This window comes from Streptomyces corallincola, from assembly GCF_019104725.1.
Taxonomy (GTDB): domain Bacteria; phylum Actinomycetota; class Actinomycetes; order Streptomycetales; family Streptomycetaceae; genus Streptomyces; species Streptomyces corallincola.
Genome location: NZ_JAHRXF010000034.1, coordinates 1 through 12761, shown reverse-complemented (window position 1 = coordinate 12761; position 12761 = coordinate 1). Strand labels below are relative to the sequence as shown.

Annotated in this window: 15 protein-coding genes; 13 read left to right on the top strand and 2 right to left on the bottom strand. The window is 69.8% G+C overall.

From position 1 onward, the window contains the following. The first annotated feature begins 51 nt into the window (after positions 1 to 51). The 8 genes from map to truA all read left to right on the top strand — a co-directional run bounded on the left by map (position 52) and on the right by truA (position 5310). A complete protein-coding gene (map, locus tag KUM39_RS19995; RefSeq protein ID WP_217787105.1) occupies positions 52 to 888 on the top strand; it encodes a type I methionyl aminopeptidase in 837 nt (278 codons plus the stop codon). Between the two features lie 201 nt (positions 889 to 1089). Beyond that, positions 1090 to 1311, top strand: a complete 222-nt coding sequence (infA, locus tag KUM39_RS19990; protein WP_004927214.1) for a translation initiation factor IF-1 — start codon at positions 1090 to 1092, stop codon at positions 1309 to 1311. Between the two features lie 59 nt (positions 1312 to 1370). Further along, on the top strand, positions 1371 to 1484 hold the full coding sequence (rpmJ, locus tag KUM39_RS19985; RefSeq protein WP_003974245.1) for a 50S ribosomal protein L36: 114 nt from the start codon (positions 1371 to 1373) through the stop codon (positions 1482 to 1484). Between the two features lie 196 nt (positions 1485 to 1680). Then, complete coding sequence (gene rpsM / locus KUM39_RS19980; protein ID WP_217787104.1) at positions 1681 to 2061, top strand: 30S ribosomal protein S13; 381 nt, start codon at positions 1681 to 1683, stop codon at positions 2059 to 2061. Between the two features lie 65 nt (positions 2062 to 2126). Then, positions 2127 to 2531 carry a 30S ribosomal protein S11 gene (rpsK, locus tag KUM39_RS19975; RefSeq protein ID WP_003956432.1) on the top strand — a complete coding sequence of 135 codons (405 nt, stop codon included), beginning with the start codon at positions 2127 to 2129 and terminating at the stop codon, positions 2529 to 2531. Positions 2532 to 2733: 202 nt separating this feature from the next. Next, positions 2734 to 3756: a DNA-directed RNA polymerase subunit alpha gene (locus KUM39_RS19970; protein ID WP_003966937.1), complete on the top strand. Its 1023-nt coding sequence runs from the start codon at positions 2734 to 2736 to the stop codon at positions 3754 to 3756. Between the two features lie 122 nt (positions 3757 to 3878). Next, positions 3879 to 4379, top strand: coding sequence for a 50S ribosomal protein L17 (gene rplQ, locus KUM39_RS19965; protein ID WP_217787103.1), 501 nt, complete (start codon positions 3879 to 3881; stop codon positions 4377 to 4379). Between the two features lie 76 nt (positions 4380 to 4455). Beyond that, entirely contained in the window at positions 4456 to 5310 is an 855-nt protein-coding gene (truA, locus tag KUM39_RS19960) for a tRNA pseudouridine(38-40) synthase TruA (protein ID WP_217787102.1), read from the top strand. A gap of 25 nt (positions 5311 to 5335) precedes the next feature. Here truA and KUM39_RS19955 read toward each other — a convergent pair whose 3' ends face one another. Next, positions 5336 to 6211, bottom strand: coding sequence for a hypothetical protein (locus tag KUM39_RS19955; RefSeq protein ID WP_217787101.1), 876 nt, complete (start codon positions 6209 to 6211; stop codon positions 5336 to 5338). Between the two features lie 302 nt (positions 6212 to 6513). Here KUM39_RS19955 and rplM point away from each other — a divergent pair, with 302 nt between their 5' ends. The 3 genes from rplM (at position 6514) to glmM (ending at position 9046) form a co-directional block, all read left to right on the top strand. Continuing rightward, the gene (rplM, locus tag KUM39_RS19950) at positions 6514 to 6957 is read left to right on the top strand and encodes a 50S ribosomal protein L13 (protein WP_217787100.1); all 444 of its coding nucleotides are present in this window, start codon (positions 6514 to 6516) and stop codon (positions 6955 to 6957) included. 44 nt (positions 6958 to 7001) lie between these two features. Further along, positions 7002 to 7514 carry a 30S ribosomal protein S9 gene (gene rpsI / locus KUM39_RS19945; protein ID WP_217787099.1) on the top strand — a complete coding sequence of 171 codons (513 nt, stop codon included), beginning with the start codon at positions 7002 to 7004 and terminating at the stop codon, positions 7512 to 7514. A gap of 173 nt (positions 7515 to 7687) precedes the next feature. Beyond that, positions 7688 to 9046, top strand: coding sequence for a phosphoglucosamine mutase (glmM, locus tag KUM39_RS19940; protein WP_217787098.1), 1359 nt, complete (start codon positions 7688 to 7690; stop codon positions 9044 to 9046). Between the two features lie 109 nt (positions 9047 to 9155). Here the strand turns inward: glmM and coaA are convergent, their stop codons facing one another. Beyond that, positions 9156 to 10145, bottom strand: coding sequence for a type I pantothenate kinase (coaA, locus tag KUM39_RS19935; protein ID WP_217787097.1), 990 nt, complete (start codon positions 10143 to 10145; stop codon positions 9156 to 9158). Positions 10146 to 10343: 198 nt separating this feature from the next. Between coaA and glmS the strand changes: the two genes are divergently transcribed. Together glmS and KUM39_RS19925 are read left to right on the top strand one after the other, a co-directional pair. Then, positions 10344 to 12191, top strand: a complete 1848-nt coding sequence (gene glmS, locus KUM39_RS19930; protein WP_217787096.1) for a glutamine--fructose-6-phosphate transaminase (isomerizing) — start codon at positions 10344 to 10346, stop codon at positions 12189 to 12191. A gap of 198 nt (positions 12192 to 12389) precedes the next feature. After that, positions 12390 to 12761, top strand: a 372-nt coding sequence (locus KUM39_RS19925; protein WP_217787095.1) for a holo-ACP synthase, incomplete at its 3' end; no start/stop codon positions are given.

Here is a 12761-nt window from a genome sequence, read left to right as displayed (position 1 = left end):
CACCGCCGTACAGAACAGCCAGCCGCGAGCGACGGAGAGCGCAGGCCCCAGATGGTGCAGATCAAGACGCCCGAGCAGATCGCCAGGATGCGGGCGGCGGGCCTGGTCGTGGCCGCGATCCACGCCGCCACCCGTGAGGCCGCGGTGCCCGGCGCCAGTACGAAGGACCTGGACGAGGTCGCCCGCAAGGTGCTGGCCGAGCACGGCGCCCGCTCCAACTTCCTCGGCTACGGCGGCTTCCCGGCGACCATCTGCACCTCGGTCAACGACGTGGTCGTGCACGGCATCCCCTCGGCGGACGTGGTCCTCAAGGACGGCGACATCATCTCCATCGACTGCGGCGCGATCGTGGACGGCTGGCACGGTGACGCGGCCTACACCGCGTTCGTCGGCTCGGGTCACTCCCCGGAGCTGATCGAGCTGTCGCGGGTCACCGAGGAGTCGATGTGGGCCGGTATCGCGGCCATGAAGCAGGGCAACCGGCTGGTGGACGTCTCCCGCGCGATCGAGACGTACATCCGCCGTCAGCCGAAGCCTGGCGGCGGCAAGTACGGCATCGTCGAGGACTACGGCGGCCACGGCATCGGCACCGAGATGCACATGGACCCGCACCTGCTGAACTACGTGGACCGGCGCCGGGGCAAGGGACCCAAGCTGGTGCCCGGTCTCTGCCTGGCCATCGAGCCGATGGTGTCGCTGGGCACCCCGCGCACCGAGGTGCTGGAGGACGACTGGACGGTCATCACGACCGACGGCACCTGGTCCTCGCACTGGGAGCACTCGGTGGCGCTCACCGAGCAGGGCCCGCTGGTGCTCACCGCCCCCGACTGCGGGCGGGCGAAGCTGGCCGAGCTGGGCGTGACGACCGCCCCCGATCCGCTCGCCTGAGCCCTTTCGCCTCCTTCACGCCCCGTTCGGTCCGCATGAGGATCTTCCGAACGGGGCAGACTTTCACGATTCGTGTTTCAGGGAGCCCTGACGTAGACTGACTCGTCGGCTCTCGTGCACCCGCATGTCCGTATGCCCCCGCAGCCCGCCCCTCGGGGCCGGGTGAGAGTCGATCAAGGTAGTCGATTCGAAGGGCGAAGCGTGGCCAAGAAGCAAGGTGCCATCGAGATCGAGGGCACTGTCGTCGAGTCTCTTCCGAACGCCATGTTCAGGGTCGAGCTCCAGAACGGCCACCAGGTTCTGGCACACATCAGCGGCAAGATGCGTATGCACTACATCCGCATCCTCCCTGACGACCGGGTCGTGGTGGAGCTGTCTCCGTACGACCTGACGCGTGGCCGGATCGTCTACCGGTACAAGTAGATCTTGCCCGCGCCCCGGCCTGTCCTGGGCGAAGGCACTGACCCGGAGAACCTCATCACATGAAGGTCAAGCCGAGCGTCAAGAAGATCTGCGACAAGTGCAGGGTGATCCGCCGTCACGGCCGGGTCATGGTCATCTGCGACAACCCGCGCCACAAGCAGCGCCAGGGCTGACGCACGACCACCCTCTCTGCACCGCTATCGCAGAGTCTTCGCGCGACGCGAGCTGAATATGTTCATACGCAGGACCCGAACCGTCGCAAGCGGTTCGACACCCCCGGCTCGGAGGCCGGGGACCCGGTTCGTACCTGGTACGGCGGCCGGGAGCCGGTTCTGCGGAAGACCTCCGAAGATCACCAGGAGCCATTGAATGGCACGCGTTTCCGGTGTTGACATTCCGCGCGAAAAGCGCGTGGAAGTCGCCCTCACCTACGTGTTCGGCATCGGCCGGACCCTTTCGAAGGCGACGCTGGCTGCGACCGGCGTCGATCCGAACACCCGCGTCCGCGACCTGAGCGAAGAGCAGCTCGTCGCGATCCGCGAGTACGTAGACAGCAACATCAGGACCGAGGGTGACCTCCGTCGTGAGATCCAGGCCGACATCCGCCGCAAGGTCGAGATCGGGTGCTACCAGGGTCTCCGTCACCGTCGCGGTCTGCCCGTCCGCGGTCAGCGCACCAGCACCAACGCTCGTACCCGCAAGGGCCCGCGTCGCGCCATCGCCGGCAAGAAGAAGCCGGGCAAGAAGTAGTCCGCAGCGGACACCTGTCCACGGTCTTCGCTGTAGGACCGACCACCTCCCGTAGGAGTTAGTAGATGCCCCCCAAGGGACGTCAGGGCGCTGCCAAGAAGGTGCGCCGCAAGGAAAAGAAGAACGTCGCTCACGGCCACGCGCACATCAAGAGCACGTTCAACAACACGATCGTCTCGATCACCGACCCGTCGGGCAACGTGATCTCCTGGGCCTCCGCCGGCCACGTCGGCTTCAAGGGCTCCCGGAAGTCCACGCCGTTCGCCGCGCAGATGGCCGCCGAGTCGGCCGCCCGTCGCGCGCAGGAGCACGGCATGCGCAAGGTCGATGTGTTCGTCAAGGGTCCGGGTTCCGGTCGTGAGACCGCGATCCGCTCCCTGCAGGCCACGGGTCTGGAGGTCGGCTCCATCCAGGACGTCACCCCGACCCCGCACAACGGCTGCCGTCCGCCGAAGCGCCGCCGCGTCTGACCCCGTGCGGCGCTGTCCCCGCCCGAGCGGGGATGTTCCGCGCCGCCGCGTCCGCCGCAGGTCTTCGTAAGACTGTGGGTCCGGGCGGTACGTCCCGAAAGGGTCGTGCCGCCCGTACCCTTGCAGTACCCGCGCCTTTCCGGGCGCGGTCCCGTCGGGTGTCAAATAGCGGGCGCCCACGAATGAAGGATCTGATCGACTCATGCTGATCGCTCAGCGCCCCTCGTTGACCGAAGAGGTCGTTGACGAGTTCCGCTCCCGGTTCGTGATCGAGCCGCTGGAGCCGGGCTTCGGCTACACCCTCGGCAACTCCCTGCGCCGCACGCTCCTCTCCTCGATCCCGGGTGCCGCCGTCACCTCGATCCGGATCGACGGCGTCCTGCACGAGTTCACCACCGTGCCGGGTGTCAAGGAGGACGTCACCGACCTGATCCTCAACATCAAGCAGCTCGTGGTCTCCTCGGAGCACGACGAGCCGGTCGTGATGTACCTGCGCAAGCAGGGTCCGGGTCTGGTCACCGCCGCCGACATCGCGCCCCCGGCCGGTGTCGAGGTGCACAACCCCGACCTCGTCCTCGCCACGCTCAACGGCAAGGGCAAGCTGGAGATGGAGCTGACCGTCGAGCGCGGTCGCGGCTACGTCTCCGCCGTGCAGAACAAGCAGGTGGGCCAGGAGATCGGCCGTATCCCGGTGGACTCCATCTACAGCCCGGTGCTGAAGGTCACGTACAAGGTCGAGGCGACCCGTGTCGAGCAGCGCACCGACTTCGACAAGCTGATCGTCGATGTCGAGACGAAGCAGGCCATGCGTCCCCGTGACGCGATGGCGTCGGCCGGCAAGACCCTGGTGGAGCTGTTCGGTCTCGCCCGCGAGCTGAACATCGACGCCGAGGGCATCGACATGGGCCCGTCCCCGACGGACGCCGCCCTGGCCGCCGATCTGGCGCTGCCGATCGAGGAGCTGGAGCTCACCGTTCGGTCGTACAACTGCCTCAAGCGCGAGGGCATCCACTCCGTGGGTGAGCTGGTCGCCCGTTCCGAGGCCGATCTGCTCGACATCCGCAACTTCGGTGCGAAGTCGATCGACGAGGTCAAGGCGAAGCTGGCCGGTATGGGCCTCGCGCTGAAGGACTCGCCTCCCGGCTTCGACCCGACCGCCGCCGCCGACGCGTTCGGCGCGGACGACGACGCGGACGCCGGGTTCGTGGAGACCGAGCAGTACTGAGCCCGGGTCCACGCGCCCCTTCCAGGTCCCTTCGGGGGCCTGGATCTCCGACGAGCAACCGCTCGCTCGGATACTGACCCCGGTACCTGATACGGCCGGGGCAGACACACAGGAGAAGAACCATGCCGAAGCCCACCAAGGGTGCCCGTCTGGGCGGCAGTGCCGCGCACGAGAAGCTGCTGCTGGCGAACCTCGCCAAGAGCCTCTTCGAGCACGGTCGCATCACCACCACCGAGGCGAAGGCCCGCCGCCTGCGCCCGTACGCGGAGCGTCTGGTCACCAAGGCGAAGAAGGGCGACCTTCACAACCGCCGTCAGGTGCTCCAGGTGATCACGGACAAGAGCATCGTGCACACGCTGTTCACCGAGATCGGCCCGCGCTACGAGAACCGCCCCGGTGGCTACACCCGCATCACCAAGATCGGTAACCGTCGCGGCGACAACGCGCCGATGGCGGTCATCGAGCTGGTCGAGGCGCTGACGGTGCAGCAGAACGCCGTGGGTGAGGCCGAGGCCGCCACCAAGCGTGCCGTCAAGGAGGCCGACACCAAGGCCGCCGAGGAGACCAAGGTCGAGGACGCGGCTCCGGCCGACGCTCCCGCCGAGGAGTCCAAGGACGCCTGAGGCTGCTCTGCCTGATCGCTGAGCGGGTCCGCCCTTCGGGGCGGGCCCGCTTTCGCGTACCTGAGAGGATTCTCCTGTGAGTGACGAAGTACAGCCCGGCCGGGTCCGGCTCCGCCTCGATCTGTCGTACGACGGCACGGACTTCCACGGCTGGGCCAAGCAGGCCGGTGGGAAGCGGACCGTGCAGGGCGAGATCGAGGACGCGCTGCGCACGGTGACGCGGTCGGGGGAGACGTACGAGCTGACCGTGGCCGGGCGCACGGACGCCGGGGTGCACGCGCGCGGGCAGGTGGCGCACGTCGATCTGCCGGTGGAGGTGTGGGCCGAGCACCGCGAGAAGCTGCTGAAGCGGCTCGCCGGGCGGCTGGCCAGGGATGTGCGGGTGTGGCGGGTCGCGGAGGCCCCGGAGGGGTTCAACGCCCGGTTCTCCGCGGTCTGGCGCCGCTACGCGTACCGGGTCACCGACCGGCCGGGCGGGGTGGACCCGCTGCTGCGCGGTCATGTCCTGTGGCACGACTGGCCGTTGGACGTGGCGGCGATGAACGAGGCCGCCGCGGCGCTGCTCGGCGAACACGACTTCGCCGCGTACTGCAAGCGCCGCGAGGGGGCGACGACCATCCGCACCCTTCAGCAACTGAGCCTGGAGCGCGGTGCGGACGGCATCGTCACGGCGACGGTGCGGGCGGACGCGTTCTGCCACAACATGGTCCGCTCGCTGATCGGCGCCCTGCTGTTCGTCGGTGACGGCCACCGGGGTCCCGAGTGGCCCGGCGAGGTCCTCGCCGCTGGGGTCCGTGACTCCGCCGTCCATGTGGTCCGCCCCCACGGCCTCACCCTGGAGGAGGTCGGCTACCCCGCCGACGCCCTCCTCGCCGCCCGCAGCAGGGAGGCCCGCAACAAGCGGTCCCTGCCGGGAGCGGGGTGCTGCTGAGGGGCCTCTCGGGGCCGGTCCGGCCCTAGCCGTTCGCCGCCGCGGCCGATGCCTGGGCCTCGCCGCGGGCGCGGATCTGGCGGAAGGTGAATTCCGCGAGGTCGTCGCCGGTGCGGAAGACGGGGGTGTCCTTGGTGGTGACGTTCTTGCCGTCGGTGAAGCCGGTGATGGTGAAGTAGGCGTAGCGGCCGTAGGCGTTGGTGGTGGAGCGGCAGATCGCGGAGTCGCAGAAGGACTTGACGCCCTTGCCGGGCAGGGAGCGGACGATGCTCTTCTTGTCGGCGGCGCCCTTGGCCTTCGCGGCGGCGGCCTCGTCCTGGAAGACGGCGACGCCGACGGTGACCGCGATGCCGTCCTTGCTGTACGTCACCCGCATCAGCCGGGTGCAGCCGTCCGCCTTGAGCACCTGGGGCAGCGTGCCGCCCGCACCCTGGGAACAGTCCTTGCTGTCCGCCGTGGCGCCCTTGGCGTAGACGGTGCCGCCCACGGTGAGGCGGGTGCCGGGGAACAGGGTCTCGGGGCTCAGCGGCGCGGTGTCCTTGCGCGCGCTGGAGATGAACTCCTTCGGGTCCAGCGGTGGGGGCGCGGTGGTGGGCGCGAACGACGGTGCGGCGGCCGTCGCGCTGGGCAGCGAGGCGCCCGCGTTCGGCGCGCCCGCGCCGCCCTTGGGTCCGTCGGCGGAGACGACGCCCAGGGCGACGGCCGTGCCCACGCCGGCCGCGACGACCACGCCGCCGCCGATGAACAGCAGTCGGCGGCGTTTGTTGCGTGTCTCCGACGCCTCGGCCAGTGCGGCCCAGTCCGGTGTCCCGTCGTCACCGGCGCCGTTCCAGGAGTCCTGCTGGGAATGCGGTTTCCAGGGATCCCACTGGGACTGGGGTCCCCCCTGCCCGTAGCTCATGGGGCGCATCCTAGACGCCGGGCGCGGGGGTGCCGGGTGCGTGCGGCCGCTTGTGCGGTTTGTCCCCCCGGTCCCTGCTCGGCACGTCTCGTTTTGACCCGTCCGGGGGGCTACCGGTAACCTGCTTCTTCGTTGTGTATTGGCTTGCTCATTCTCACGGGACGGGCCCTTACACCGGTCCACCGGGCCGATGACCAGCGACCCCACGTACGCGGTATGCGTCGCCGCCGTGCGGTACAGGCTGTCGTGATCGTTTCGGTGACCTGTTCAGGACCATTCACTCGAAGCGAAGGCTACGAACCGTGCGTACGTACAGCCCCAAGCCCGGCGATGTGACGCGCCAGTGGTACGTCATCGACGCCCAGGACGTTGTCCTGGGTCGGCTCGCCACCACCGCTGCGTCCCTTCTGCGGGGCAAGCACAAGCCGATCTACGCGCCGCACGTGGACACTGGTGACTTCGTCATCATCGTCAACGCGGACAAGGTGCACCTGTCCGGCAACAAGCGGACCCAGAAGATGGCCTACCGCCACTCCGGTTACCCGGGTGGTCTGCGCTCCGTCCGTTACGACGAGCTGCTGGACAAGAACCCCGAGAAGGCCATCGAGAAGGCCGTCAAGGGCATGCTCCCCAAGAACTCCCTCGGCCGTCAGATGCTCTCGAAGCTGAAGGTCTACAAGGGTGACCAGCACCCGCACGGCGCCCAGCAGCCGGTGCCGTTCGAGATCACCCAGGTCGCGCAGTAAGTCCGGCCACACCCCCTAAGACTGAACAGAATCTGAGGAGAATCGTGGCCGAGACCACTGCCGAGCAGCCGCTCGAAGAGCTTGAGATCGACAGCTACACCACGGAGTCGGAGGTCCCCGTCGAGGGCGAGTACACCTCCGAGTCGATGGCTTCCCGCTTCGGCGACCCCCAGCCGGCCGCCGGCCTGGGCCGTCGCAAGAACGCCATCGCCCGCGTCCGGATCGTTCCGGGCACCGGCAAGTGGAAGATCAACGGTCGCACCCTTGAGGACTACTTCCCCAACAAGGTGCACCAGCAGGAAGTCAACGAGCCCTTCAAGGTGCTGGAGCTCGAAGGCCGTTACGACGTCATCGCCCGGATCTCCGGCGGCGGCGTCTCCGGCCAGGCCGGTGCCCTGCGTCTGGGTGTCGCCCGCGCGCTGAACGAGGCCGACGTGGACAACAACCGCGGCGCCCTCAAGAAGGCCGGCTTCCTCAAGCGCGACGACCGTGCGGTCGAGCGCAAGAAGGCCGGTCTGAAGAAGGCCCGTAAGGCCCCGCAGTACAGCAAGCGCTAATCAGCAGCTGCTCGCTCGTACTCCGAACGCCCCGGCGGCACGCCAGTTGTGCCGCCGGGGCGTTCGTTTATCCCGAGCAGGGGCGTATAACGACACAAGACGCTCAAAGGCTTGTGTGATCGGATGTACCGCCGCCGGGTACCCGACGGCAAGAAGCTTCCTCTGGAGGACAAGTGGGACGACTCTTCGGCACGGACGGTGTGCGCGGTGTCGCCAACGCGGACCTGACCGCCGAGATGGCGCTCGGTCTTTCGGTGGCGGCGTCCCATGTGCTGGCCGAGACGGGCACCTTCGCGGGCCACCGGCCGAAGGCCGTGGTCGGCCGGGACCCGCGGGCGTCCGGGGAGTTCCTGGAGGCGGCCGTCGTCGCCGGGCTGGCCAGCGCCGGGGTGGACGTGCTCACCGTCGGCGTGCTGCCGACGCCCGCGGTCGCCCACCTGACCGGCACGCTCGGCGCGGACCTCGGCGTCATGCTGTCCGCCAGCCACAACGCGATGCCGGACAACGGCGTCAAGTTCTTCGCGCGCGGCGGCCACAAACTCGCCGATGAGCTGGAGGACCGGATCGAGGCGGTCTACGAGTCGCACCGCCACGGCGAGCCCTGGGAGCGCCCCACCGGCGCCGGGGTCGGCCGGGTCCGCCCCTACGACGAGGGTTTCGAGCAGTACGTGGGCCATCTACTGGCGGTGCTGCCCAACCGGCTCGACGGTCTGAAGATCGTCCTGGACGAAGCACACGGCGCGGCCTCGGGGGTCTCGCCGGAGGTGTTCTCCAGGGCGGGCGCCGAGGTCGTCACCATCGGGGCCGAGCCGGACGGCCTCAACATCAACGACGGGTGCGGCTCGACCCACCTGGACGTGCTGAAGGCGGCCGTCGTCGAGCACGGCGCGGACTTCGGCATCGCGCACGACGGCGACGCCGACCGCTGCCTGGCCGTGGACCACACCGGCGAGGAGGTGGACGGCGACCAGATCTTGGCCGTCCTCGCCCTCGCGCTGCGCGAGCGCGGCGAGCTGCGCTCGGACACCGTCGTGGCGACCGTCATGTCCAACCTGGGCTTCAAGCTGGCGATGGAGCGGTCCGGCATCCGGCTCGTGCAGACCGCCGTGGGCGACCGGTACGTCCTGGAGGAGCTGAAGGAGCACGGCTACGCCCTCGGCGGCGAGCAGTCCGGGCATGTCATCGTCCTGGACCACGCCACCACCGGGGACGGCACGCTGACCGGGCTGCTGCTGGCGGCGCGGGTCGCGCAGACCGGGCGTCCGCTGCGCGAGCTGGCCGCGGTGATGGAGCGGCTGCCGCAGGTCCTGATCAACGTCCCGGACGTGGACCGCTCGCGCGTCGGCACCTCCGCCGACCTGGCCGCCGCCGTCGCGGAGGCCGAGCACCAGCTCGGCTCCACCGGACGCGTCCTGCTCCGCCCCTCGGGCACCGAGCCGCTGGTACGGGTCATGGTCGAGGCGGCCGACATCGACCAGGCCCGGTCGGTGGCGGGACGCCTTGCGGACGCGGTGAAGTCGGCGCTGGGGTAGTGGCGTTGGCGTGTACGAGGGGACGCGTGTCCTCGCGTTGAGATGTACGAGGGGCGTGGCAGGGGTTGATCCCCGCCGCGCCCCTCTTCCGTGCTTCGGCCGGGGTGGGCTACAGCTTGCGCAGCCGGAGCCGCTGGACCTTGTGGTCGGGGCCCTTGCGGACGACCAGGGTGGCACGGCCGCGGGTGGGGGCGATGTTCTCCACGAGGTTGGGCTTGTTGATCGTCCGCCACAGGGTGCGGGCGTAGTCCAGTGCCTCGTCCTCGGAGACCTGGGTGTACTTGCGGAAGTACGAGTCCTGCTTCTGGAACGCGGTCTGGCGGAGCTTCGTGAAGCGGTTGAGGTACCAGCGCTCGATGTCCTCGGCGCTCGCGTCCACGTACACGCTGAAGTCGAAGTAGTCCGCGAGGCCGACGCGGGTACGGCCGTCGGTGCCGGGCAGCGCGGGCTGGAGGACGTTCAGCCCCTCCACGATCAGGATGTCCGGGCGGCGCACGGTGAGGCGCCGGTCGGGGACGATGTCGTAGATCAGGTGGGAGTAGACGGGTGCGGTGACCTCGTCCTTGCCCGCCTTGATGTCCGCGACGAAGCGGGTGAGGGCGCGGCGGTCGTACGACTCGGGGAAGCCCTTGCGGGACATCATGCCGCGCGCCTCCAGCTCCCTGGTCGGCAGCAGGAAGCCGTCCGTGGTGACGAGTTCCACGCGCGGGTGCTCGGGCCAGCGGGAGAGCAGGGCCTGGAGCAGCCGGGCCACGGTGGACTTGCCGACGGCGACCGATCCGGCGACCCCTATGACGAAGGGGGTGCCGGTCTGGGTGCCCTGCTCACCCAGGAAGGTGTTCAGCGCGCCTCTGAGTCCGTCGGTGGCGCCGACGTAGAGGTTCAGCAGCCGGGACAGCGGCAGGTACACGTCCCGTACCTCGTCGAGGTCGATGACGTCGCCGAGGCCGCGCAGCTTCTCCACCTCCTCGGCGGTGAGCGGCAACGGCGTCTTGTCACGCAGCGCGCTCCACTCGGCGCGGGTGAGATCGACATAGGGAGTCGCCTCCGGCCTGTGCCGGTGGGCGCTCCGGGGAATGGCGGAGACCGGTGAGATCACATTCCATTGTTAACGGAGGTTGAACGGGGGCGCGGGGTGGGGTGCGTCACGGTGGGGGCGGGGGCGTGGGCCGACGGCGCCGGGGAGCATCGGATTTCGGTCCTCCGGAGGAGTACCGCTTCGTACCCCCGTGGGAATTTCCGGTTTCGGGCACGCGGTGGGGGTGGGGAGCGGCCGCGGGGTCGTAGGGTGCCCGGCATGTGCGGAATTGTGGGATACGTGGGTTCGCAGTCGGCGCTCGACGTGGTGATGGCGGGGCTGAAGCGGCTGGAGTACCGGGGGTACGACTCGGCGGGCGTCGCGGTGCAGGCGGACGGGGGGCTGGCGGCGGCGAAGCGGGCCGGGAAGCTCGTCAATCTGGAGAAGGAGCTCATGGAGCGGCCGTTGCCCGCCGGGGCGACGGGGATCGGGCACACCCGGTGGGCCACGCACGGCGGGCCGACGGACGCCAACGCGCATCCGCACGCCGACAACGCGGGCCGGGTGGCGGTCGTCCACAACGGCATCATCGAGAACTTCGCGGTGCTGCGCGCCGAACTGGCCGAGCGGGGCCACGATCTGGTCTCCGAGACGGACACCGAGGTCGTCGCGCACCTGCTGGCCGAGGAGTTCTCCGCGTGCGCCGACCTCGCGGAGGCGATGCGGCTGGTGTGCGGGCGGCTGGAGGGCGCGTTCACGCTGGTCGCGGTGCACGCGGACGCGCCGGACGTGGTGGTCGGCGCCCGCCGCAACTCGCCGCTGGTGGTGGGCGTGGGGGAGGGCGAGGCGTTCCTCGCCTCGGACGTCGCCGCGTTCATCGACCACACCCGCTCCGCGATCGAGCTGGGCCAGGACCAGGTGGTCGAACTCCGTCGGGACGGCGTGCGGGTGACGCACTTCGACGGCACCGGGGCCGAGGTGCGCCCGTACCACGTGGACTGGGACGCCTCCGCCGCCGAGAAGGGCGGTTACGCCTCCTTCATGCTCAAGGAGATCGCCGAGCAGCCGAAGGCGGTCGCGGACACCCTGCTCGGCCGGATCGACCCCTCCGGCTCGCTCACCCTGGACGAGGTGCGGATCGGCGCCGCCGAACTGCGCGAGGTGGACAAGGTCGTCATCGTGGCGTGCGGTACGGCGTTCCACGCGGGCCTCATCGCCAAGTACGCCATCGAGCACTGGACCCGTATCCCGTGCGAGGTCGAGCTGGCCAGCGAGTTCCGCTACCGGGACCCCATCCTCGACGGGCGTTCCCTGGTCGTCGCCATCTCGCAGTCCGGCGAGACGATGGACACCCTGATGGCGCTGCGGCACGCCCGCGAGCAGGGCTCCAAGGTGCTGGCCATCTGCAACACCAACGGGTCCACGATCCCGCGCGAGTCGGACGCCGTGCTCTACACGCACGCCGGTCCCGAGGTGGCCGTCGCCTCCACCAAGGCGTTCCTGACCCAGCTCGTCGCCTGCTACCTGGTCGCCCTCTATCTCGGCCAGGTGCGCGGCACCAAGTGGGGCGACGAGATCCAGGCCGTCATCAAGGACCTCTCGCGGATCTCCGTGCAGGTGGAACGGGTGCTGGAGACGATGGAGCCGGTGCGCGAACTGGCCCGCTCGCTCGCGGACAAGGACACCGTGCTGTTCCTGGGGCGGCACGTCGGCCACCCGGTCGCCCTGGAGGGCGCGCTCAAGCTGAAGGAACTCGCCTACATGCACGCCGAGGGCTTCGCGGCGGGCGAGCTGAAGCACGGGCCGATCGCTCTCGTCGAGGAGGATCTGCCGGTGGTCGTGGTGGTCCCCTCACCGCGCGGCCGGTCCGTCCTGCACGACAAGATCGTCTCCAACATCCAGGAGATCCGGGCCCGGGGCGCCCGCACCGTGGTGATCGCGGAGGAGGGTGACGAGGCCGTCGTCCCCTACGCCGACCATCTCATCCGCATTCCCGCCACCCCGACCCTCCTCCAGCCCCTGGTGGCGGCCGTGCCGTTGCAGGTCTTCGCCTGCGAGCTGGCCACGGCACGGGGGAACGAGGTGGATCAGCCTCGGAATCTGGCGAAGTCGGTGACGGTGGAGTAGGGCGGGGGGCGCGGGGGCGGCGGGTCCGGCGGCGGTTCTTGCGATGGTGGGTGCGCTGGCGGGTGCCGGTGCCGGTGTGGGTGTGGTGGTGCGGGTGGGGCGAGTGGTGAGGGTGGTCGGGCGGCTGGGCGGCGCTGATTCGGCGGCTGCGGTGGCGGTGCGCGGACAGCTTCGCCGCCTGACCGTAGGCTGCCCGGCATGAGCATCATCGGGGTCGGGATCGACGTCGCCGAGATCGCGCGGTTCGGGGCGTCGCTGGAGCGTACGCCCGCACTGGCGCAGCGGCTTTTCGTGGAGCGGGAGTTGCTGCTGCCCAGTGGTGAGCGGCGCGGTGTCGCCTCGCTGGCGGCACGCTTCGCGGCCAAGGAGGCGCTGGCCAAGGCGCTGGGCGCGCCCTCGGGGCTGCTGTGGACCGACGCCGAGGTGTGGGTGGAGTCCAGCGGGCAGCCCCGGCTGCGGGTGAAGGGGACGGTGGCGGCGCGGGCGGCCGAACTGGGCGTCCGCGCTTGGCATGTGTCGCTCAGTCACGACGCGGGGGTGGCTTCGGCGGTGGTGGTGGCGGAGGGGTGC

Coding starts and splice junctions, on each gene's coding strand:
- map (WP_217787105.1), top strand. CDS start 52: ATGGTGCAGATCAAGACGCCCGAGCAGATCGCCAGGATGCGGGCGGCG.
- KUM39_RS19955 (WP_217787101.1), bottom strand. CDS start 6,211: ATGAGCTACGGGCAGGGGGGACCCCAGTCCCAGTGGGATCCCTGGAAA.
- rpsM (WP_217787104.1), top strand. CDS start 1,681: ATGGCACGCGTTTCCGGTGTTGACATTCCGCGCGAAAAGCGCGTGGAA.
- rpmJ (WP_003974245.1), top strand. CDS start 1,371: ATGAAGGTCAAGCCGAGCGTCAAGAAGATCTGCGACAAGTGCAGGGTG.
- rpsK (WP_003956432.1), top strand. CDS start 2,127: ATGCCCCCCAAGGGACGTCAGGGCGCTGCCAAGAAGGTGCGCCGCAAG.
- rplQ (WP_217787103.1), top strand. CDS start 3,879: ATGCCGAAGCCCACCAAGGGTGCCCGTCTGGGCGGCAGTGCCGCGCAC.
- glmS (WP_217787096.1), top strand. CDS start 10,344: ATGTGCGGAATTGTGGGATACGTGGGTTCGCAGTCGGCGCTCGACGTG.
- KUM39_RS19970 (WP_003966937.1), top strand. CDS start 2,734: ATGCTGATCGCTCAGCGCCCCTCGTTGACCGAAGAGGTCGTTGACGAG.